Raw genomic sequence first — 20,703 nt, 5'->3', positions numbered from 1 at the left:
ACCGAGTGTACGAGTGCAGGGGTCATTCGGCCAGTTTGGCGAGGATTTTGTACACCACCGTGCCCAGGATCAGCAGCATGCCGATCCACATGCCGAACACGCCGAGTGGTTTGTCGCGAAAGTTGAAGCCCACGGCCAGCATGATCATGCCGATGAGGATCGGGATAAGCATGGCGTGGAAGGAGGACATGGAGATCATGGTGCGACGGCCTTGTCGGAGTGGGAATAGTGACAAGTCTAGGTCGGAATACGGGAAATGGCGTTGATGTGTGTCAGATAGCATTGGGGTGTTTGACATTGCCCCATCGCAGGCAAGCCAGCTCCCCCATTTGAATGTGTTCACAAATCAAAATGTGGGAGCTGGCTTGCCTGCGATGACAGCACCTCGGTCTCAGGGCAGGTCGTGGCTCGCGTAGAACGCGCCGAGCACTTTCACCAGGTGTGCCAGGTCATGGCTGCCGCACAGCTCGCGAATGGAGTGCATGGCAAACGTCGGCAAGCCGATGTCCACGGTCCGCACGCCCAAGTGGCTGGCGGTGATCGGGCCGATGGTCGAGCCACACCCCATGTCGCTGCGCACCACGAAGCTCTGCACCGGCACTTCCTCGGCCATGCACAGGTGGCGGAAGAACCCGGCCGTTTCGCTGTTGGTGGCGTAGCGCTGGTTGCTGTTGACCTTGATCACGGGCCCGGCGTTGAGCTTGGGGCCGTGGTTGGCGTCGTGCTTGTCGGCGTAGTTCGGGTGTACGCCGTGGGCATTGTCCGCCGAGACCAGCAGGGATTTCTGAATGGTGCGTACGAATTCATCACCTTCCGGCAGCAGGCGGCGCAGGGTCTGTTCCAGCATCGGGCCATCGGCACCACAGGCCGAGCAGGAGCCGACTTCTTCGTGGTCGTTGCACACCAGCACACAGGTTTCATCGCTGTCGCTGGTGAGCAAGGCTTGCAGGCCGGCGTAGCACGACAGCAGGTTGTCCAGGCGTGCGCCGGCGATGAAGTCGCCGTTCAAGCCAATCACCGCAGCGCTCTGGGTGTCGTAGAAGCTCAGCTCGTAGTCGAGCACCACGTCGGCGTTCAGGCCATGTTCGCGGGCCAGTTGTTCGGTGAGCACGGCGCGGAAGTCCACGCGTTCGTCACCGGCAAATTGCGCGAGGATCGGCGGCAGTTCGGTCTGGGCATTGATCGCCCAACCCTGGTTGGCTTCACGGTTCAGGTGAATGGCCAGGTTGGGGATGATGGCGATGGGCAGCTTGAAGTCGATCAGCTGGCTTTCGACCCTGCCGTCGCGGCGGAAGGTCACGCGGCCGGCCAGGGACAGGTCGCGGTCGAACCACGGCGCCAGCAGCGCGCCGCCGTAGACTTCCACACCCAGCTGCCAGAAACCCTGGCGTTGCAGCTCGGGCTGGGGCTTGACCCGCAGGCACGGGCTGTCGGTGTGGGCGCCGACCAGGCGGATCCCGCCTTGCAACGGCGAGTGACGGCCGAGCTTGAAGGCGATGATTGAAGAGTCGTTACGGGTCACGTAGTAGCGACCGTTGGCTTCAGTGGCCCAGGTTTCGCGCTCGTCGAGACGCTGGTAACCGGCGGCCTCCAGGCGTTGGGTCAGGGCGGCAGTGGCATGAAAAGGAGTAGGGGAGGCCTTGAGGAAGTCGATCAGGCCTTGATTCAACGCTTCGCGCATAAATAGCTCCAGACAGCAATGCGCGGAGTTTACCGTCGGTGGCGAAAAGTGCACAGAACAAATGTGGGAGCGGGCTTGCTCGCGAATGCGGTGTGTCAGTCAATATTTTTGGTACTGACAGGCCGCCTTCGCGAGCAAGCCCGCTCCCACACAAGCCCGCTCCTACATTTTGATTGTATTGCCAGCTTTAGAACGGTGCGGGGCACTCGAAACGCAAACGCTCGCCGCTTTGCGGATGGGTGAAGCTGAGCATGCTGGCGTGCAGGCACAGGCGTGGCCAGGCGGCCAGGGCTTGTTCGTGGGCGTACAGGCCATCCCCCAACAGCGGATGCCCGATCGACAGCATATGCACGCGCAACTGGTGCGAGCGCCCGGTAATCGGCGTCAGCTCCACGCGGCACCAGTCGCCACAACGCTCCAGCACTTTCCAGAAGGTCAGCGCGTGCTTGCCGAACTCGTGGTCGACCACATGGCGCGGCTTGGTCGGTGGGTCGTAGCGCAGCGGCAGGTCGATGCTGCCGCTGTCCAGTTCCGGTTGGCCCCAGGCCAGGGCGGTGTAGGCCTTTTCGGTTTCACGGTCGTGAAACTGGCGGGACAGTTCGCGGTGCGTGTCGGCGTCGCGAGCCAGCAGGATGATGCCCGAGGTTTCCCAGTCCAGTCGATGGACGATGCGGGCTTCGGGGTAACCGTTTTCCTGCAGGCGGGTGATCAGGCAGTCCTTGTTGTCGTCGGCGCGGCCGGGCACCGAGAGCAGCAGGGTCGGCTTGTTCACCACCAGGACAGCGTCGTCCTGATGAAGGATATGGATATTGGACAGCGGCATTAAACAGCCTCGTAACAAACGCCAACGGCGGCTCGCCCACCCGGTTCCCGAAACGGGATCAAGGTGTGCGAGCCGCCGTGGCGACCGCCTTGTCGATTAACGATCAGGCAGGGTGATATTGAGTTCCAGAATCGAGCAGCTGCCGTCGTTTTCCAGGGCGACATGCACGTCGTCGTTGCCGATGTTGACGTACTTGCGGATCACCTCCACCAGTTCCTTCTGCAAGGCTGGCAGGTAGTCCGGCGTGCTGCGTTGGCCGCGTTCGTGCGCCACGATGATCTGTAGACGCTCTTTCGCTACCGACGCGGTACTTGGCTTTTTGTTGGCGCGAAAGAAGTCGAGAAATTTCATTGTTTAGTTGCCTCCAAAGATACGCTCGAAGAATCCCTTCTTCTTTACATCGAGGAAGCGATGTTCCACGGTCTTGCCGAGCAAGCGATCAACCGCGTCACTGTAAGCCTGGCCTGCGTCGCTCTGGTCATCGAGGATGACCGGCACACCTTGGTTGGACGCTTTCAGCACGGCCTGGGATTCCGGGATCACGCCCAGCAGGGTCACGGCGAGGATGTCCTTGACGTCTTCAACGCCGAGCATTTCGCCATTGTTGACGCGCTCAGGGTTGTAGCGGGTCAGCAGCAGGTGTTCCTTGATCGGGTCTTCACCCTTCTCGGCGCGCTGGGACTTGCTGGCCAGCAGGCCGAGCATGCGGTCCGAGTCACGTACCGAGGAGACTTCCGGGTTGGTCACCACGATGGCTTCATCGGCGAAGTACATCGCCAGGTGAGCACCGGTCTCGATGCCGGCCGGGGAGTCGCAGACCACGTATTCGAAGGTTTCCTTCAGTTCAGCGAGGACTTTGCCTACGCCTTCCTTGGTCAACGCATCTTTGTCACGGGTCTGGCTGGCGGCCAGTACGTACAGGTTCTCAAGGCGCTTGTCCTTGATCAGGGCCTGTTGCAGGTTGGCTTCACCGTTGACCACGTTGACGAAGTCATACACCACGCGGCGTTCGCAGCCCATGATCAGGTCGAGGTTACGCAAACCGACGTCGAAGTCGACGATGACTGTCTTGTGGCCGCGCAAAGCGAGGCCGGTACCGATAGCGGCGCTGGTGGTGGTCTTACCCACACCACCCTTGCCGGATGTAACCACGAGAATCTTGGCCAAGGTGTTTCACCCCTAAGGAAAAAGGACTTTTCAGTCCCTGAAAAACATCTCTTGGAACTCGCCGCAGGCGGACAGCCTTTGTAGGGAAAAGACGGGTTGGCGTACGAAAAACGCCAGCCTTCAGATGTTCCTACACAAGTATTGCCGGTTTCGCTGTGCTATCAGAGTCTAGAGATGCTTGGAAAATGCGGCAGTATCCGTTAAAGCCGGATGATGTTCAACACATCGCCCGACAGGCTGACCTGCACCCCGGCCCCCCACAGTGGATCGCGGCGCAAATCTTCGGAAACCTTGTACCGGCCCGCGATGGACACTAGCTCAGCGGTCAACTGCTGGCAAAAAATCCGGGCCTTGGTATCACCCTTGATGCCGGCCAGGGCACGGCCGCGCATCGGGCCGTATACATGGATGTTGCCATCGGCGAGAAGTTCCGCCCCGGGACTGACCGAAGCGATCACCACAAGGTCGCTGCCCTCGGCGTAAATCTGCTGCCCGCCCCGTACGGGCGAGGTGATGATCTTTGTAGGCTTGATCGTCGGCTCTGGCGGTTTTTCCGGTTTTTTCTTCTCTTCACTGACCAATGGTTCCAGCGGACGCTCCCGTGCGCCGGACGGTGGCAGTACTGGCAGTTCAATTGCGATGGCTGCGGCAATGTCTTCGATGCGGCTGGCACGGATAGCCAGGGTGCGTAAGCCATGGGAGCGGCACACGCGCATCAGGCCGGGCAAATCGATCACGCCCTGGCCGGCCGGGAGTTTGTCCAGGGCCAGCACCAGCGGGGCATTGTTGAAAAAGTTCGGCGCCATGGCGACCTTGGCGGCGAGCTGGCGGTCCAGGGCGTCGAGGTCGTTGCGCGCCAGTTCCAGCACGGTGATGGCGAGCATGCTGCCTTTCAGCTGGAACACGGGATCTTGGTCTAGCGGTTCGGTTTGGCTCATGGTCGGCATAAAGCGGCTTGTCACGAAAAGTGTCGAGACTTATAACGAGAACATCCACTGGCCGCAAGCCGAGTCGAACCGTTGTAGAATGCGCGGCCCTGTCTTTACCGGAATCTGTAATGGATCGCCCGCGTTTTCGAGCTGTATTTTTTCACCCCCGTTTCTGGCTGTTATGGCTGGGGCTCGGCCTGCTGTGGCTGGTCACCCAATTGCCGTACCGTGCGCTGCTGACCATTGGTCGCATTCTGGGTGCGGGAATGTACCGTGTGGCCGGCGAACGTCGCCGTATCGCCGCGCGAAACCTGGAACTGTGCTTTCCGGAAAAGTCCGCCAAAGAGCGTAAGCAGTTGCTCAAGGAAAACTTCGCCTCCACCGGCATCGCCTTTTTTGAAATGGCCATGAGCTGGTGGTGGTCGCGCCAGCGCCTGGCGCGCCTGGCCCATGTCGAAGGGCTGGAGCATCTCAAGCAAGCCCAACTGGACGGCAAGGGCGTGATCCTCATGGCCCTGCACTTCACCACCCTGGAAATCGGCGCCGCGCTGCTGGGCCAGAAGCACACCATTGATGGCATGTACCGCGAACACGGCAACCCGCTGTTCGACTTTATCCAGCGCCGTGGCCGCGAGCGTCACAACCTCGACTCGCTGGCCATCGAGCGTGAAGACGTGCGCGGCATGCTCAAGCTGCTGCGCGCCGGCCGTGCCATCTGGTATGCGCCGGACCAGGACTACGGCGCCAAGCAAAGCATCTTTGTGCCGCTGTTCGGCATCCAGGCCGCTACCGTGCCGGCCACCAGCAAATTCGCCAAGCTGGGCAAGGCGCTGGTGGTGCCATTCACCCAGGAGCGCCTGGCCGATGGTAGCGGTTACCGACTGGTGATCCATCCGCCGTTGACCGACTTCCCGGGTGAAAGCGATGAAGCCGATTGCCTGCGTATCAACCAGTGGGTCGAAGCCTCGGTACGCCAATGCCCCGAGCAGTACCTGTGGACCCACCGTCGGTTCAAGAGTCGTCCGCCGGGTGAGCCGAAGCTGTACGAAAAACGCCGTCGATAAGACGTGAGAGCACTTGTGGCGACGGAGCAAGCGCCCTCGCCACAATAAGACTGACCTTTCCCCACATGGAGTGACGCGATGCGCCCAGCTGAACCGGTTACAGGCTTGATTCTTTCCGGCGGCGGGGCGCGAGCGGCGTATCAGGTAGGGGTATTGGCGGCGATTGCCGAACTGTTGCCGCCGGGGGCGCCCAATCCGTTCCCGGTGATCGTCGGCACCTCGGCCGGGGCGATCAATGCGGTGAGCCTGGCCAGTGGCGCCATGGACTTCACTGCGGCGATCCAACGCCTGACCGCCTTCTGGCAGGGCTTTCGCAGCCATCTGGTGTTGCGCAGTGACTGGCCGGGGGTGATTCGCCAGGCGAGCCGCTTCTTTATTCACAGCCTGCTGGGGCTGGGCGCGCAAGTGCCGGTAGCGCTGCTCAACAGTACGCCGCTCAAGGCGCTGCTCAAGGACAAGCTGCACCTGGCCGGCATTGACGAAGCCATCCGCAACAAACACCTGCATGCCGTGGCGATCACCGCGTTTGGCTACGAATCCGGGCAAGCGGTGACCTTCTATCAGGGCGGCGGCACCATCGATGCCTGGTTGCGCCACCGACGTATCGGCGTGCCCACCCAGCTGTCCGTAGAGCACTTGCTGGCCAGTTCGGCGATCCCGCTGTTGTTCGCCCCGGTCAAACTCGACGAGGAATATTTCGGTGACGGCGCCGTGCGCCAATCCGCGCCCATCAGCCCGGCGCTGCACCTGGGCGCCAGCCGCGTGCTGGTGGTCGGTGTCAGCGGCAACCCGCGCGGCAACGAGCCCGCGGTGCAGCGTACCTTCACCGGCCAGCAGCCGACCCTGGCGCAGATCGGCGGGCATATGCTCAACAGCACGTTCATTGACAGCCTGGAAAGCGACATCGAGTTGCTTGAGCGCCTTAACCAGTTCAGTCATTTCCAGCCGGCCGACAGCGCGGCCCGGGGCTTGGCTCCGGTGGAGGTGCTGGTGATCGCGCCGAGCCAGCCGATTGATGAAATCGCGGCACGGCATCGCCAGGAGTTGCCGGCGGCGTTGCGATTGTTCTTGCGTGGGCCGGGGGCGACCAAGACGAGCGGGGCAGGCGTGTTGAGCTACTTGCTGTTCGAGGCGGGGTATTGCAGCGAATTGATCGAGTTGGGGCGCCAGGATGCGTTGGCCAAGCGCGACGAAATCACCCGGTTCTTGGGGGTGTCCCCAGTCTAAATGTGGGAGCGGGCTTGCTCGCGAATGCGGTGTATCAGTCAACATTTTTGGTACTGACACACCGCATTCGCGAGCAAGCCCGCTCCCACACAAGCCAGCTCCCACAGGAGACTGGCACCGCCAGTTAAAAGTGGTACTTGACCAGGAAGCTCGCGGTGTCCTGGTTGGTCTTGAACGCACCGGAATCTTCGATCCCGTACTTGTTCTTCCAGTAGTCGTATTCGAAACCGACATACAACTGCTTCGCGCCCCAGTTCATTGCCTTGCCCAGGTCATATTTGACCTGCGGGTTGAAGTGCAGGTTGGCGTGGTAAGTACCGCGGGCGTTCTTGTCGTTGTCCACCACCCAGTCCATGAAACCGTCGATCAGCACGTCGGAGTTGCCCACCGGGATGGTGTACGCCCACACCGGGGTGATCTGCCAAACGCCGTCACCCGCGCGATTGCCTTCGGTCTGGCGCTGGTAGAAGTTCAACTGGAAGTAGTCGAAGCCCGGCACGTTCAGGTCGAAGCCTGGGCCGAGCAGGTACGACTCGTTGTCGCCTTCGCCGAACTCGTAGGTGAAGGCCAGCAGCACATCCTTGATCGGGCCGAAGGACAGGTCCTGGTCAAAGATCTTGCCGAACGACAAGCGTGGGCTGATCTCGCCGTAGTAGGTGCTCGGGCCGACGTTGCCGTCTTCCTTGCCGTTGTAAAAGATGCGGTCGACGAACAGGAAGTTGTCGCCGTATTTCCACGCGTCGGCATGTTCGAACGTGACGGTCTGCTGGATCTGCGGGTTGACGGTGAAGTTCTTGCCCCACAGGTAGGTCAGGCTGTTGTTCTGCCACTGCAACAAATCGCCGGCCACGGCTTGGCCACCGGCCAGCAGCGATCCCGCCAGCATCAGGCCTTTGAACATAGGTTTCATTCGGTGCTCCCGAGTTAAGGTTTTATGTTTTTTTCTAAGGGGCGCTCTGGTGTGGCGCCTTTGGGTTCGCTGAAAAACTCGTCTGATTGGTCAGCTTTATTGCTACAGCAAAAGCCGCGCCAAGGCGGTAAGAAACCGTCGATTTAAGCGGGCGCGGAGAATACTGGCTCCCACGTCTGCGCTCAAGTGCGCCGTTACAGCGCGCACCGGGCGACGATGGGGCATGCCTCAGGTGTGGGCATGCTCGACAGCAGGTCGTTCAGCACCGCCGAGGATGTTGAACAGGATGTTCAGCGACAACGCGCTGAGGGTGGCCATGGCAATGCCACTGTGGGTAATCGGGCTCATCCACAGCGGCAGTTGCGCGAAAAACTCGGGACGCACCACCGGGATCAGGCCCATGCCGATGCTCACCGCCACCAGCAACTGGTTGCGCCGGTCGGCGATGTCGGCTTCCTGGAGGATCTTGATCCCGGTGGCCGCGACCATGCCGAACATCGCAATTGCCGCGCCGCCCAATACCGCCGGCGGGATCGACGCCACCAGGTAAGCAGCCTTGGGCAGCAGGCTGAGCACAATCAGGAAGGCCCCGGCCATGATCGTCACCGAGCGGCAACGCACGCCGGTCATCTGCACCAGGCCGATGTTCTGCGCGAAGGAGGAGTGGGTAAACGTGTTGAAGAACCCGGCAAAAAATGACGCACCGGCATCACACAACAGGCCACGGCGCAGCATCCTAGGGGTGACGTCCTGGCCGGTGATCTTGCCCAGCGCCAGGAACATCCCGGTGGATTCGACAAAGATGATCACCACCACCAGGCACATCGACAGGATCGGTGCCAGCTCGAACTTGGGCATGCCGAAATGCAGCGGCGTGACCACCTGCACCCACGGCGCCTGGGCCAGGCCGCTGAGGTCGACCATGCCGAGCAGGCCGCACAGCATGTAGCCCAGGCCCATGCCGATCAGCACCGAAATATTCACCCAGAAGCCGCGCATGAAGCGGTTGATCAGCAGGATGGTGCCCAGCACCAGCGCGGCAATCGCCAGGTAGATCGGCGAGCCGAAGGTGGCCGCCGCACTGCCGCCACCGGCCCAGTTCACGGCCACCGGAAACAACGACAGGCCGATCGCCGTGATGACGGTGCCGGTGACCAATGGCGGGAAAAAGCGTACGACCTTGGACATGAACGGCGCGATGATCATGCCAAAGAACCCGGCGGCGATGGTCGCGCCGAAGATCCCCTGCAGGCCGATACCGGGCATGCCGGCCATGGCGACCATGCTGCCGACGGCGGCGAAACTGGCGCCCATCATCACGGGCATGCGGATGCCCACCGGGCCGATGCCGAACGACTGCACCATGGTGGCGATACCGGCCACCAGCAGGTCAGCGTTGATCAGGAAGGCGATTTCTTCACGGCTCAGCCCGGCGGCCTGGCCAATGATCAGGGGGACGGCGACGGCGCCGCCGTACATCAGCAAGACGTGTTGCAGGCCTACCAGAATCAGTTGCAAGAGGGGCAGCCGCACCATGGCGGGTGCGGCAGGAATCTGCGGTTCGGCTAACTCGGTCATGCAACACCTCGGATCTTTTTTATTGTTGTGTTGTTTGGCATTCAATTGCCATTTGGAGCGCGATCTTTCAAACACTGCCAATCCCCTGTGGGAGCGGGCTTGCTCGCGAATGCGGTCGTTCAGTCAATGCTTGGTTGAATGACACACCGCTTTCGCGAGCAAGCCCGCTCCCACATTTGGATTTGCATCAATCAGTTAATTTGTGCGAGCCCCCTGATTGATCCAGGTGCCAATCAAATCCCGCTCCTGCTGGGTCATCTGGGTGATGTTGCCCAACGGCATGATCTGGCTGGCCACGGCCTGCGCTTGGATGCGCGCCGCCTGCTGCTGGATCTGTGCTGGCGTATCAAACATCACCCCCGCCGGTGCGGTGCTGAACAGCGGGCTGGTGGGCTTGGCCGAATGGCACACGGCGCAGCGTTCCTGGATCACCCCGTGGACCTTGTCGAAATCAATCGTGGCCTGGGCGGGTGCCGGTTCGGCAGCAGGAGCAGGGGCGGGCGCAGCGGGTTTCAAGCCACCGCCCAACGCCGTTTCCGGCAATGGCTGGTACTCGATGGCCGCGGGGGCTTTGGCGACTTCAGCCACCGGCTTGGGACCGGTCACGTACGCCAGGCTGATCATCGCCAATGCGCCGACCGGCAGGGTCCACGCGTACTTCTGGCTGTCATGCCGGGTGTTGAAGTAGTGCCGCACCAACACCGCCGCCACCGCGATACCCGCGAGGATCAGCCAGTTGTATTGGCTGCCGTAGGTGCTCGGGAAGTGGTTGCTGATCATGATGAACAGCACCGGCAAGGTGAAGTAGTTGTTGTGACGCGAACGCAGCAGGCCCTTGGCCGGCAGTGCCGGGTCCGGCGTGCGGTTCTCGGCGATGGCCGCGACCAGGGCGCGTTGCGCCGGCATGATGATGCGGAACACGTTGCCGACCATGATGGTGCCGATGACCGCACCCACGTGCAGGTAGGCGCCACGGCCGCTGAACACCTTGCTGAAGCCATAGGCCGCTGCAATCAACAGCACAAACAGAATGAAGCCGAGCAAGGCAGGGCGTTTGCCCAGGGCCGAGTCGCAGAGGAAGGAGTAGATGAACCAGCCGGCGAACAGTGAGCCGATGCCCAGCAATACGCCTTCGGTGCCGCTGAGGCTGCTGCCGGGGGCAAGCAGGTACAGCGTCGGGTTGAGGTAGAACACCACGCACAGCAGCGCGACGCCCGACATCCAGGTGAAATAGGCTTCCCATTTGAACCAGTGCAGGTTGTCCGGCATGGTCGGTGGGGCCAGTTTGTATTTTTCCAGGTGGTAGATGCCGCCACCGTGGATCGCCCACAAGTCACCGGCCAGGCCGTTCTTGGGGTTGACGCGATTGAGGTTGTTTTCCAGCCAGACGAAGTAGAAAGAAGCGCCGATCCACGCGACGCCAGTGATCATGTGAACCCAGCGCACGCTAAGGTTCAGCCATTCCAACAGATGTGCTTCCACAGTCTTTACCTCTCGCCTGTCACCCTTGTTGTCGGGTGATCAAGCCTTCTCTTATTGGTGGGGGGCGAGGATCAACCGCTCATCCTCTTTGAAAAAATGCTCATCGCAGTTATTGCCTGTGCCACTGCGATCAACCACCAGGAAGTCATCCCGCTTTTCGATCGTCAGCACCGGGTGGTGCCAGACGCCGCGATGGTAATTAATGCCCTGCCTGCCGTTGGTGACGAAGGCGCGGACCAAGCCCGATACAGGTTCATCGCCAAGTGGCGCGACCACGATCAGAAAGGGGTTGCCGAGCAGCGGAATGAAAGCCTGGCTGCCCAGCGGGTGTCGTTCCAGCATGCACACGGTCAGCGGCATGTCCTGCGCGTCGGCGCGGAAGATGCTGATGATGGCGTGGTCTTCCGGCTTGGCGGTTTCGACCGTGGCCAATTTGTGAAAGCGCATGGTCGACCCGTTGTTGATCATGAAGTGGTCGCGGCCAGAGGTTTCGATAACGTCTCCGAAAGGGGCGAAGGCTTCTTTGGTCAGGGGTTCGATCACTAGTGTGCGCATGGCTGTCTTCTTATCCGAATGCTGTGTTGGTTTTCTTGCTTTTGTGTAGTGAGCGAGCTTGCCCCGTGCTGGGTGGCGAAGCCGCCCCAAAACCCAGGCACTGCGGTCTTGCTGAAACACCGCAGCGGTCTTGTTGGGGTGGCTTTGCCACCCCGCGCGGGGCAAGCCCGCTCACTACCAGTTCAGCGTTTACTTGGCGACTTTGCCGAGTACACGCAGGCGGCTCACACCGCCATCCGGGAACACGTTCAGGCGGATGTGGGTGATCGGGCCCAGCGCCTTGATCTGTTCGGCGAAGGTATGTTCGGCGTGCATTTCCAGTTTTTGTGCCGGCAGCAGTTCGCGCCAGAACAGCGATTGGGTTTCGATCTGGCTGTCGGTGCCGCCTTTCACGAATGCGCCCTGGATCGAGCAGGTGTCCGGGTAGTTGCCCTTGAAGTGCAGGGTGTCGACGATGATTTTCTCGATCTCGCCCGGATGGCCCAGCGCGACGATGACCCAGTCATTGCCTGGCGTACGACGACGTGCGGTTTCCCAGCCGTCGCCCATGTTGATGCCACGGCCCGGGTTGAGGATGTTGCTCATGCGGCCGAAGTGTTCATCGGAGCAGGCCAGGGCACGACCACCGTTGAGGGCGGCAGCCAGGTCGACCTGTTCGTTGTCGCCTACCGACGACCAGTCGCGGAACGGCACGCCGTACACGCGCAGACGGGCCACGCCACCATCCGGGTAGATGTTGAAACGCAGGTGGCTGAACGCCTGGTCGTTGCTGATCTCGTGGTAGTGGTGGCTGTTGCCTTGCAGCTCGACGGCCGACAGCACTTCCACCCACTGGGTGTTGGCGTCTGGCTCGCCCGAGGCGAGGAAGCAGGCTTCCAGGGAGGCCGATGGCGGGAAGTTGCCGGTGAAGAATGAAGTGTCGATGTCCACGCCCTTGATCGAGCCCGGCACGCCCAGGCGGATCACCGCGCTGTCGTAGCCTTCGAAGCGCTTGCGGCGTGACTCCCAGCCGTCCATCCACTTGCCGTTGTCATCGAAAACGCCCTCCTTCCACACGGCCGGGGTCGGCTGGAACAGGCGGTTGGCGTCGGCGAACCAGTCATCGGTCACGGAGATGATCTTGGTGCCCAGGCGGGCGTCGGCCAGGTTGACGAACTTCTCGAAAGGTACGGCGTAAGCTTTCATTCTTCTTGTCTGCCTTAGATAGAGTGGCTTGGGATGCTTGCCCGGCCCTGGGCGTCATGAGCGCTCGGGCCAGGGTTGCTTTAAAGGGTCAGTAAACGGAACAACGCGATCTTGTTGATCTCGGCCAAAGCGCATTTGAACTCGGCTTGCACCGAGTTGTGAATGCGCGTTTCGAACGCGGCCAGGATCTGGTGCCGGTTGCTGCCTTTTACCGCCATGATGAAGGGAAACTTGAACTTGGCCTTGTAGGCGTCGTTCAGCTCGGTGAAGCGAGAAAACTCTTCGGCCGTGCATTGGTGAATCCCCGCGCCAGCTTGCTCATCGGTGCTGGCTTGGGTCAGTTGGCCCTGGACGGCGGCTTTGCCGGCCAGGTCCGGGTGAGCGTTGATCAGGGCCAGTTGGCTGGCGTGATCGGCGCTCAACAGGATGTCGCTCATGCGCTGGTGCAGGGTTTCGATCTCGTCGATCGAAGGGTCCTGGCCCAGGTCGAAGGCCTTTTCGGCCACCCATGGCGAATGTTCGTAGATGTCGGCGAAGGCCTCGACGAATGCGTCGCGGCTCAGGCTCGAGGGTTTCAGGGTCTTGAACGCAGTCATTTGGCCGCTCCCTTGAACGGGTGGGTTTCATGCCAGTGGCGGGCGATATCGACACGGCGGGTGAACCACACCTGTTCGTGACCTTTGACGTATTCGATAAAGCGCTTCAACGCGGCCAGGCGGGCAGGACGGCCGATCAGGCGGCAATGCAGGCCGATGGAGAGCATCTTCGGGGCATCCAAGCCTTCGGCGTAGAGCACGTCGAACGCGTCCTTGAGGTATTCGAAGAAGTCATCGCCCTTGTTGAAACCCTGCACCTGGGTGAAGCGCATGTCGTTGGTGTCGAGGGTATAGGGGATCACCAAATGCGGTTTGCCAGTGGGATTGTTGGGCTCCCAGTAGGGCAGGTCGTCGTCGTAGGTGTCGCAGTCGTAGAGGAAGCCGCCTTCCTCCATCACCAGCCGGCGCGTGTTCGGGCCGGTGCGCCCGGTGTACCAGCCCAGCGGGCGTTCGCCGGTCAGTTCGGTGAGGATGCGGATCGCTTCGAGCATGTGCTCGCGCTCCTGGGCCTCGTCCATGTACTGGTAGTCGATCCAGCGGTAGCCGTGGCTGCAGATTTCGTGGCCGGCTTCGACCATCGCGCGGATTACATCCGGGTGACGCTGGGCGGCCATGGCCACGGCGAAGATGGTCAGCGGAATATCGAATTCTTTGAACAGCTTGAGGATGCGCCATACGCCGGCACGGCTGCCGTATTCGTACAGCGACTCCATGCTCATGTTGCGTGCGCCTTGCAGCGGCTGGGCCGAGACCATTTCCGAGAGGAACGCTTCGGACTCCTTGTCGCCGTGCAAAATGTTGCGCTCACCGCCTTCTTCGTAGTTGAGTACGAAAGACAACGCAATGCGTGCCTTGCCCGGCCAGTGGGGGTGAGGAGGGTTACTGCCGTAACCGATCAGGTCGCGTGGGTAGTCAGCGCTCACTGCAGTCTTCCTTCTTGTTCGTGATCATTCATGTGGCGGCCGGGCAGCGAAATGACTGGGTGGCGTCACAGCGATGAGTGATTGTATACAACTTATCTGTCACTTTGTAAGCCTACATTTCTGCATTTTTTCCGCAGGCCTCTGTGTAAAGGGTGTAGCAAGAAACTTGCCCAGTTGGTCAGCTAATGGACAAAAGGTCGTTAAAAAGCAAGGATCACAGGTCAATCGCCTGCACAAGCAATGAGCGCGGGTGGATCGCAAGGTTTGTGATTTTTATTGTGTACAATTTTTTTTAAAAGTGTCTTAATCAGCCATCGCCGGCTTTTTCGCTGCCCTGAAAAAGTGCGGATCTCTCTTCTACTGACTTCGGGAGGCGCGTAGACGCCATGGGACGTTTGACCACACACGTTTTGGATGCCGCACACGGTTGCCCCGGCAGCGCGATCAAGGTTGAGTTGTACCGCGTCGAAGGCGCGCAGCTGGAACTGGTCGCCACTACCTTGACCAACAGCGACGGCCGCTGCGACGCACCTCTGCTGCAAGGCGACGACTACCGCAGCGGTGTGTACCAACTGCAATTCAGCGCCGGCGACTACTATCGCGCCCGTGGCGTGCCATTGCCGGAACCGGCCTTTTTAGACGTGGTGGTGCTGCGCTTCGGCATCAGCGCCGAACAGGATCACTACCATGTCCCGCTCCTGATTTCGCCCTACAGCTACTCCACCTATCGCGGTAGCTAGCGTCACCTCGCTTCACACCCCCAAAGCTCTTCGTTGGTTTTTCGCCCGCCCACACTGCGGGCTTTTTTTCGTCCGCTCAAAGGCGCGGCAAGTATGTAAAGCACGGCGCGCGGCAAGCTGCTTAGGCTGGACTTTTGTGTGGACAGGAACCCGCCATGAACAACCCTATCGACGCTCAATCTGAAGAATGCGTTCAGACGCTGCTGACCCGGCGGATCAATGCGGTTGGCGATCCCGGCAGGCTGATCAATCAGTTGCACGCAGCCCAGACGGGCTGTATCGAAGCGGGCAAAGGGCTCAAGCGCTTGATCGCGCGTGCGCCGCGTATTTCACGGATGGTCCGGATGGCATTGCAGGATGCCTTCGCCCTGAATCCCGATCACCTCTTGTTTACCGAGCCGGGTCAGGTCAATAGCCTCACCGAGCGCGCCCTGGCCTTGCTGGTCGATCCGTTTATACCGGCCAATATCAACCAATTCACCCAGTTGAGCGTCAAGGACGATGGTGCGCGAAAACTGCCCTACAGCCCCCTTCAGGCCCTGGAGAAGGTAAGGGCGCTGGGTTTGCTGGAGCACTTCAACCAGACTGTGGCGGCGTATTGGCGTCGCCTGGCCTACGGCTCCTGGCGTACGCGGCGCGAGCGGTGGGTGCAGTTGTATGGTGCGCAGTTTGCCGACCAGGCATTCATTGCGTGTCAGTTGTATGAGCTGTCGGAACCGGGGCTTGCCATGGTCCGGCAACTGGCGGACGCACCCACCCCCCAGGCGCGGCGGCTTGCCGGTGGCGAATGGACGGGTATGCAGGTGCGTCAATTGTTTTGGCCGGGGAGCAACCAGGCGGCGCTGGCGATTCCGGGTGCGCTGTATGTTTCACGGGGGTCGCTGCACGTCGCCTACCTGCCCGGCCTGGCGCGTGGGTTTTATGAATATCAGTCCTGGGCGCAGATGCAACAAGGGTTGGGGGCGTTGCTTCAGGGGCGCTTGTTCACCCTGTTGTGGCAATGTCTGCCGCTGCGACGGCGTGATGCAGTCCTCGAGCAGGGCCCGATCGTGCATGACGACGCGTTGGCCCACAGTGCATTGGCCCTGCTCGACGGGCAGTGGGACAACGAGTTGGCATGCGCCCTGACGATCAATCACATCGCTGTCGCCGCGCCGGGGCAACCACCGCCCCAACCCCGTCGCTTTCTTGCCCAGATCGAAAAGGCCCGCAAGCACTTGGTGGGCGAGCCGCGCCTGGTGCCGTCGCTGGCAGCGTTGCTGAAATGGGATGGGCAGCGGCAGGCGGCGCAAGTCATGTTGGGGCGCTTTACCCAGGGGCTCTCACTGGCCATTCGCGAACACCGGGTGCGCCGTCATGAACAAGGCCTGCTCGCGTTGCTCGATAGCCAGGACTTGGAAAAAGACACTGAACCCTATCTCGCATTTGTGGCCCTGCAAGCGCGCTGGCAGGCGCAACGCGAACGTGTGCGGCAGTGGACCGAGGTTGCGCCCGAACGTGCATTCGACCCCGCATTCTGGCTGGAGCGCCCGGACGGCACGCGCAAGCGTGCGACCCTGATGCTTGAGGCCCGGCGCCAGGCGCTGCTCGCCGAAGCTGAGTTGCTGCAGCGTGCACAGCTGATCAGTGCGGCGCATCAGCAGTGCCTCGTCGACGCACTGGAGACTCCCCTGGCCGGCCAACGCACCGGCAATGACACGTGTGTGTTGCGTATCCGAGTGGGGCGCGAAGCAGGCCGCGGCGTGCCGTTGCACGATGTGTTTGTGGTGACCACGTGCAAGGGGCGCAGCCATCCCACTCGGCAACAGCCGGTATTACTGGTGGTGGGCGGCGCGCACGGCGGGATGTCGGCGTTCAATTGCCTGGCTGACTTGAGCCACAGCCTGCAGGCCAGCCTGCAAAGCCCCGACGGATCGCCGTTGTGGCGCAGCGTTGCGCGGGATCAGCGTGCCCTGCGCGCAGCGGGGGTGGAAGTGACTTACGCGCCGGTCACGGGCAATGTCCTGCATGAAGGCTTCAAGGGGCTGGTCAAACTGTATGCCCGGCTCGCCGCGCAACTCGATGACAAGGTCCGGCTGTACAGTGAGGTCAGCGACCCCGCCCTGGCTCGGCTGTTGCTGGCCGATGAGCTGCGCGAACATGTGCAGGTGCCGGTGGACGACGCCCGAATGTTGGCATTGGCCAATGTACAGTTGTTGCGCATTGCCGCGACACAGGCGAAAAAACTGCCTGCATGGCTCGGCACCGCCACGACGACACTGCGCCAGCGCTATAGGCATTTGCAAAACCACTACCTGACCAGCGCCTTGGCTTTTGAGGAAAAGCTCTGGAGCCTGCTGCCCGAGCTGGAAGATTTTGCCCGCGAGCGACTGATCGCACAGCTGACCCTGGATGGCTTCTATCCGCAACTGGATGTCGACCGCCCATTGTTCGATATTCCCGACGATGTCAGCGCGCATTTTTGTGGCTGGTCGAGCCAGTGCGCGGTGGGTGACCGGCACGTGAAAAAGGTCGTGAGCGCGCAACGCAGCACCTACAGCCTGCTGCAATTGGCCCTGCATAACCTTGACCCCCAGGCGCCATGGACCGCGTGGCGGCTGAACCGTGCCCGCTATCTGGACCCCGCCTGGAAAGACCGCCTGAACGTGCGCTACCTGATCAAGACCCTGTCCGCCCTGGACATCGGCGGGCATTACGAAGCACGCATCCGCCAGGTGTTTTACCCGGAGTCGGGCTACCCTGGCCTTTGCCCTGCACTCAGCTACCGGGTCGTTCGGCAGCACGCACGATGGCAGCTGTTTTCGGCCGAACAGCAAGGCCTGAGCGCCCAAGGGCGAAGTTTGTTCAATACCGCTATCGCCGCCTCTGTACCTGCCGACCTGGAACGCAATGGCCATCGCGTGCAACTATGTTTCGTCCGATTGGTGGGCTACACCCTTGAGCACGACCGGCATATTGCCGGGATGCTGGTGATGTTTGACCGGGTATCGCAACGCTGCGTGGTGTATTGGCCGGCGGCGCAGGGGTTTCCAGTGATCAGCGAATACCCGCACTGGGATGCCATGAGGGACACCCTCAACCACGGCTGTGCTTTGCCCGCGCCGATCAAGGTGCTGGCGCGGCAGGTTGCACCTGGCTGGGCGCACGAGGCGTTGGCCAGTTATCCCGGGGCGCCGCCGTCAACCGAATCGGCGCAGGGCACCTTTAGGCGATTGCGCATGAAGGGCTTTTTTATCTTGACGATAGGCGAGGCCGTTGCCCGATTTGTGCGTTCGTTCAAGGTCCGGCATCGCGTGGCGTCCGTGTTGCCGGAGGAGATCGAGGCGCAGATTCGCGAGCAGATCCAGGCGGTTGCGCCACGTTGGCTGGACATCGCCGTCACTGACCACAGCCATGCAGTGGCGCTGCTGGTACATGCGCGGTTGTTTGAAATCCAGCATCGTAGCCAGGCCAGTGCCCGCTCCGCTCATGCCTTGGCGGAGTATCGCGAATTGCGCCTGGGTGAACAGCGCTCGGCGACGGTGCGTGGTGCGTTGTCGTTTATCCCGCTGATTGGCGTAGGGATCAGTGTGTACGAGTTGCTGCTGGCTGCACGGCACTATCACCACAGTGGCGATGCCAAGGCGGCGGTGGACGTGGCCTTTCTGACGTTGATCGCCTTTGTCGATGTGCTGACGACATTAGTGCCTGGCCCCAAGGGGCTCTCCAGCGCCGGCTCCGCGACCGCACGGGCGACGATGCGCAATGCCATGGTGCGCTTTTCGCAGCGCCAAACACTGACGGGCCTGAAACAATCGTTGCCCAGGCCGCTGAAGCTGTTGGAGCGTTACAAGAAAGGTGGCATGCCCAGTGATGCGCTGCAGTTGCAAAGCCCGGGGAACAGAGGCAGCTACATCAAGGACGGTGAGCAGTTTGTGGTTATCGATAGCGAGCGCTACCCGGTCTACCGGCGCAAGGATGAGCAAGTGCTGCGTTTTAGAAACCAGCAAGCGCACGGCCATGATGAATTGATCCTGTACATCGACGAGCCGCGAGAGTGGCTGCTGGGCGCCGATGCGCCGCAGCCAGGGCCCAGTGCAGCCCCGTGGCGACCTTGGGCTTCGTCGTCGACTGCAACTGAATGGGCCCGACCTGCGCAAGCATTGCTGGAACAAGCGATACGTCAATCGCCAGAGGCGCCTGGCGGTTGGCAGGTGTGGGGGTTCGTGACGGAAATGACGTTAGTTGAAGCAACGCCACCAAGGAATATCTTTACGGCGTCCAGCGCGACGCCCGACCAGGCCTTCAGCGTGTTGAGGCTGGGAACTCGCTATTACCGGCTATTGCCCGAGGCGCAGGAGGGGTTGTCGCAGCGCCTGGTGTTCATCACGCCCAACCATGCCGTGGTCCACCCGGCCTCGATCGACGTGTACTACTGGACCGGGCCAGGCATTGCACACCAGCCGATCCCGGCGACCCTGGGGGCCAATGGCGTGTGGACGTTGCATCGAGGGTTGTTTACGGAGCCGGTGTCGGCGTCGTTGAACCGGGCCTTTCCCTTGATGACCCGTAGCAGTCGGCATTTTCTGCTGGAGCGTCTGTTGCATCTGTCGGACTCCAGCGGGAGCACGCTGACCGCCACCCAGTGGTTCGATCTCAGGGCGACACTCGACAAATGGCTGGCCCCGGCGGCCGTTGGGCAGACGGACGATGTGTTGAGGATGTTGCGACCCATCGAGAGCTCGACCAGAACCAGTATTTTCATTGGCGACGAAGGCCTGACCCCAGGGTTTGATCGCTTGGACTTCTCTTTGACGCAAGCCCCCGAAGCTTCGTTGCAAGTTGCGACTCAGCACAATCTGACTGAGCGACGTCACTTGGCCCAGGGGCAGGTTCGAGTGCACCTTGAGCAGATGGGGTTCAGCTTGCACGTGGTGGAAAAACGCTCTGGCGCCTTGCTGGCGTCGGACTTCTACTGCACGCACCCACAGTCCGACACGGTGTATTTCGTCATGACGCGCTGGGCGAGTGGCAGCTCGCTGGATCTAAAGGCCCGCGTGGGCATTCAAATGACCGATGAGTGGTTCCGGCGACGACTTTTCGCGACTCCCATCGCTGCCGCCTATGCGCCGATCTCTGCGGCGATGGACGAAGGGCGCCTGGTGAAGATCATTGCCGGTGTGCAATGGACGTCCAGGCGTGACCCTTCGGTGTATTTCGTCAGGTTCGGCAGCGTTATGCCCGGAGCAAAGCAGCAACGCCCGCGCTACCAAAAAAAGCGGCACTGACCCGGTTGAACCAGCCCTGGCCGCTGCCGCTGCGCAGATACCGGGCCGCTCCGTGTGCGCCGAGACCGTAGGCCAGCTTGCAGAGCAGGTCGAGCAGGGTCCAGGTGGCAATCATGATCAGCAGCTGTGGCAGGAACGGCTGCTGGCTGCTGAGAAATTGCGGCAGGAACGCGGCGAAGAACAGGATGTCCTTTGGGTTGCTGGCGCCCAGCACAAAGGCACGCCCGAACAGTGTGCGAAAGCGCGGTACGGCGGCCAGTTGCGGTACTTCGGCACCCTGGGCCGGTTGCCGCGACTGCTGCCAGCTCTGCCAGGCGAGGTAGAACAGGTACGCCGCGCCGACGACCTTCAGGGCGCTGAACAGTTGCTCGGAGGCCAGCAGCAGTGCGCCCAGCCCCAGGGCCGAGGCGCTGAGCAGGCAGATCGAGGCAAACACCCCACCGAGAAACGCTGGATACGAACGGCGCAGGCCGTAGTTCAGACTGTTGCTGATCATCAACAGTGACAGCGGCCCCGGGATCAGGATCACCACCAATGCCGCGCCGCTGAACAGTAGCCAGGTTTCCAGGTTCATCA

The 20,703-nt window shown here is 61.4% G+C and carries 18 protein-coding genes; 4 read left to right on the top strand and 14 right to left on the bottom strand.

What is annotated here, in order from left to right; translation table 11 throughout:
- Positions 1 to 22: 22 nt before the first annotated feature.
- From PSH81_RS18830 to minC, 6 genes are all read right to left on the bottom strand, one after another.
- The gene (locus tag PSH81_RS18830) at positions 23 to 199 is read right to left on the bottom strand and encodes a hypothetical protein (protein WP_010208820.1); all 177 of its coding nucleotides are present in this window, start codon (positions 197 to 199) and stop codon (positions 23 to 25) included.
- A 192-nt stretch (positions 200 to 391) separates the two neighbouring features.
- Positions 392 to 1,681 carry a M18 family aminopeptidase gene (locus tag PSH81_RS18825; protein ID WP_305391285.1) on the bottom strand — a complete coding sequence of 430 codons (1,290 nt, stop codon included), beginning with the start codon at positions 1,679 to 1,681 and terminating at the stop codon, positions 392 to 394.
- A gap of 187 nt (positions 1,682 to 1,868) precedes the next feature.
- A complete protein-coding gene (locus tag PSH81_RS18820; RefSeq protein ID WP_005789965.1) occupies positions 1,869 to 2,504 on the bottom strand; it encodes an RluA family pseudouridine synthase in 636 nt (211 codons plus the stop codon).
- Between the two features lie 96 nt (positions 2,505 to 2,600).
- Positions 2,601 to 2,855, bottom strand: coding sequence for a cell division topological specificity factor MinE (minE, locus tag PSH81_RS18815; RefSeq protein ID WP_003175252.1), 255 nt, complete (start codon positions 2,853 to 2,855; stop codon positions 2,601 to 2,603).
- Positions 2,856 to 2,858: 3 nt separating this feature from the next.
- Positions 2,859 to 3,671 (bottom strand): septum site-determining protein MinD, encoded by an 813-nt coding sequence (gene minD / locus PSH81_RS18810; protein ID WP_192296950.1) that lies wholly within the window; start codon positions 3,669 to 3,671, stop codon positions 2,859 to 2,861.
- A gap of 200 nt (positions 3,672 to 3,871) precedes the next feature.
- A complete protein-coding gene (gene minC, locus PSH81_RS18805; protein ID WP_192297237.1) occupies positions 3,872 to 4,609 on the bottom strand; it encodes a septum site-determining protein MinC in 738 nt (245 codons plus the stop codon).
- A 119-nt stretch (positions 4,610 to 4,728) separates the two neighbouring features.
- Here minC and PSH81_RS18800 point away from each other — a divergent pair, with 119 nt between their 5' ends.
- Together PSH81_RS18800 and PSH81_RS18795 are read left to right on the top strand one after the other, a co-directional pair.
- Positions 4,729 to 5,664 carry a lipid A biosynthesis lauroyl acyltransferase gene (locus tag PSH81_RS18800; protein ID WP_226455031.1) on the top strand — a complete coding sequence of 312 codons (936 nt, stop codon included), beginning with the start codon at positions 4,729 to 4,731 and terminating at the stop codon, positions 5,662 to 5,664.
- A 78-nt stretch (positions 5,665 to 5,742) separates the two neighbouring features.
- Positions 5,743 to 6,891: a patatin-like phospholipase family protein gene (locus tag PSH81_RS18795; RefSeq protein ID WP_226455032.1), complete on the top strand. Its 1,149-nt coding sequence runs from the start codon at positions 5,743 to 5,745 to the stop codon at positions 6,889 to 6,891.
- A 124-nt stretch (positions 6,892 to 7,015) separates the two neighbouring features.
- Here PSH81_RS18795 and PSH81_RS18790 read toward each other — a convergent pair whose 3' ends face one another.
- The 7 genes from PSH81_RS18790 to puuE form a co-directional block, all read right to left on the bottom strand.
- Positions 7,016 to 7,801 carry an outer membrane protein OmpK gene (locus tag PSH81_RS18790; protein ID WP_305391284.1) on the bottom strand — a complete coding sequence of 262 codons (786 nt, stop codon included), beginning with the start codon at positions 7,799 to 7,801 and terminating at the stop codon, positions 7,016 to 7,018.
- Positions 7,802 to 8,029: 228 nt separating this feature from the next.
- Positions 8,030 to 9,379, bottom strand: coding sequence for a nucleobase:cation symporter-2 family protein (locus PSH81_RS18785; protein WP_226455034.1), 1,350 nt, complete (start codon positions 9,377 to 9,379; stop codon positions 8,030 to 8,032).
- A gap of 195 nt (positions 9,380 to 9,574) precedes the next feature.
- The gene (locus tag PSH81_RS18780) at positions 9,575 to 10,861 is read right to left on the bottom strand and encodes a urate hydroxylase PuuD (RefSeq protein WP_226455035.1); all 1,287 of its coding nucleotides are present in this window, start codon (positions 10,859 to 10,861) and stop codon (positions 9,575 to 9,577) included.
- Between the two features lie 51 nt (positions 10,862 to 10,912).
- Positions 10,913 to 11,416, bottom strand: coding sequence for an ureidoglycolate lyase (locus PSH81_RS18775; protein WP_305392791.1), 504 nt, complete (start codon positions 11,414 to 11,416; stop codon positions 10,913 to 10,915).
- 189 nt (positions 11,417 to 11,605) lie between these two features.
- Positions 11,606 to 12,601, bottom strand: coding sequence for an allantoicase (gene alc, locus PSH81_RS18770; RefSeq protein ID WP_226455036.1), 996 nt, complete (start codon positions 12,599 to 12,601; stop codon positions 11,606 to 11,608).
- Positions 12,602 to 12,681: 80 nt separating this feature from the next.
- A complete protein-coding gene (gene uraD / locus PSH81_RS18765; RefSeq protein WP_305391283.1) occupies positions 12,682 to 13,197 on the bottom strand; it encodes a 2-oxo-4-hydroxy-4-carboxy-5-ureidoimidazoline decarboxylase in 516 nt (171 codons plus the stop codon).
- The gene (gene puuE / locus PSH81_RS18760; protein WP_305391282.1) at positions 13,194 to 14,120 is read right to left on the bottom strand and encodes an allantoinase PuuE; all 927 of its coding nucleotides are present in this window, start codon (positions 14,118 to 14,120) and stop codon (positions 13,194 to 13,196) included. The genes uraD and puuE overlap by 4 nt, the downstream gene beginning before the upstream one ends.
- A gap of 386 nt (positions 14,121 to 14,506) precedes the next feature.
- Here puuE and uraH point away from each other — a divergent pair, with 386 nt between their 5' ends.
- Both uraH and PSH81_RS18750 read left to right on the top strand, forming a co-directional pair.
- Positions 14,507 to 14,860 carry a hydroxyisourate hydrolase gene (uraH, locus tag PSH81_RS18755; RefSeq protein WP_226455039.1) on the top strand — a complete coding sequence of 118 codons (354 nt, stop codon included), beginning with the start codon at positions 14,507 to 14,509 and terminating at the stop codon, positions 14,858 to 14,860.
- A gap of 155 nt (positions 14,861 to 15,015) precedes the next feature.
- Positions 15,016 to 20,127, top strand: coding sequence for a dermonecrotic toxin domain-containing protein (locus PSH81_RS18750; RefSeq protein ID WP_305391281.1), 5,112 nt, complete (start codon positions 15,016 to 15,018; stop codon positions 20,125 to 20,127).
- Here PSH81_RS18750 and PSH81_RS18745 read toward each other — a convergent pair.
- Positions 20,075 to 20,701, bottom strand: coding sequence for a LysE family translocator (locus PSH81_RS18745; RefSeq protein WP_226455041.1), 627 nt, complete (start codon positions 20,699 to 20,701; stop codon positions 20,075 to 20,077). The genes PSH81_RS18750 and PSH81_RS18745 overlap by 53 nt on opposite strands.
- Between the last annotated feature and the right edge of the window lie 2 nt (positions 20,702 to 20,703).

The organism is Pseudomonas sp. FP2335 (assembly GCF_030687535.1).
Taxonomy (GTDB): Bacteria; Pseudomonadota; Gammaproteobacteria; order Pseudomonadales; family Pseudomonadaceae; genus Aquipseudomonas.
Note: the sequence above shows the minus strand (reverse complement) of the source record. Positions and strands in the feature narration are given on the sequence as shown.

Coding starts and splice junctions, on each gene's coding strand:
- PSH81_RS18825 (WP_305391285.1), bottom strand. CDS start 1,681: ATGCGCGAAGCGTTGAATCAAGGCCTGATCGACTTCCTCAAGGCCTCC.
- PSH81_RS18790 (WP_305391284.1), bottom strand. CDS start 7,801: ATGAAACCTATGTTCAAAGGCCTGATGCTGGCGGGATCGCTGCTGGCC.
- PSH81_RS18820 (WP_005789965.1), bottom strand. CDS start 2,504: ATGCCGCTGTCCAATATCCATATCCTTCATCAGGACGACGCTGTCCTG.
- alc (WP_226455036.1), bottom strand. CDS start 12,601: ATGAAAGCTTACGCCGTACCTTTCGAGAAGTTCGTCAACCTGGCCGAC.
- PSH81_RS18750 (WP_305391281.1), top strand. CDS start 15,016: ATGAACAACCCTATCGACGCTCAATCTGAAGAATGCGTTCAGACGCTG.
- minC (WP_192297237.1), bottom strand. CDS start 4,609: ATGAGCCAAACCGAACCGCTAGACCAAGATCCCGTGTTCCAGCTGAAA.
- PSH81_RS18830 (WP_010208820.1), bottom strand. CDS start 199: ATGATCTCCATGTCCTCCTTCCACGCCATGCTTATCCCGATCCTCATC.
- uraD (WP_305391283.1), bottom strand. CDS start 13,197: ATGACTGCGTTCAAGACCCTGAAACCCTCGAGCCTGAGCCGCGACGCA.
- PSH81_RS18775 (WP_305392791.1), bottom strand. CDS start 11,416: ATGCGCACACTAGTGATCGAACCCCTGACCAAAGAAGCCTTCGCCCCT.
- uraH (WP_226455039.1), top strand. CDS start 14,507: ATGGGACGTTTGACCACACACGTTTTGGATGCCGCACACGGTTGCCCC.
- PSH81_RS18800 (WP_226455031.1), top strand. CDS start 4,729: ATGGATCGCCCGCGTTTTCGAGCTGTATTTTTTCACCCCCGTTTCTGG.
- minE (WP_003175252.1), bottom strand. CDS start 2,855: ATGAAATTTCTCGACTTCTTTCGCGCCAACAAAAAGCCAAGTACCGCG.
- PSH81_RS18785 (WP_226455034.1), bottom strand. CDS start 9,379: ATGACCGAGTTAGCCGAACCGCAGATTCCTGCCGCACCCGCCATGGTG.
- PSH81_RS18795 (WP_226455032.1), top strand. CDS start 5,743: ATGCGCCCAGCTGAACCGGTTACAGGCTTGATTCTTTCCGGCGGCGGG.
- PSH81_RS18745 (WP_226455041.1), bottom strand. CDS start 20,701: ATGAACCTGGAAACCTGGCTACTGTTCAGCGGCGCGGCATTGGTGGTG.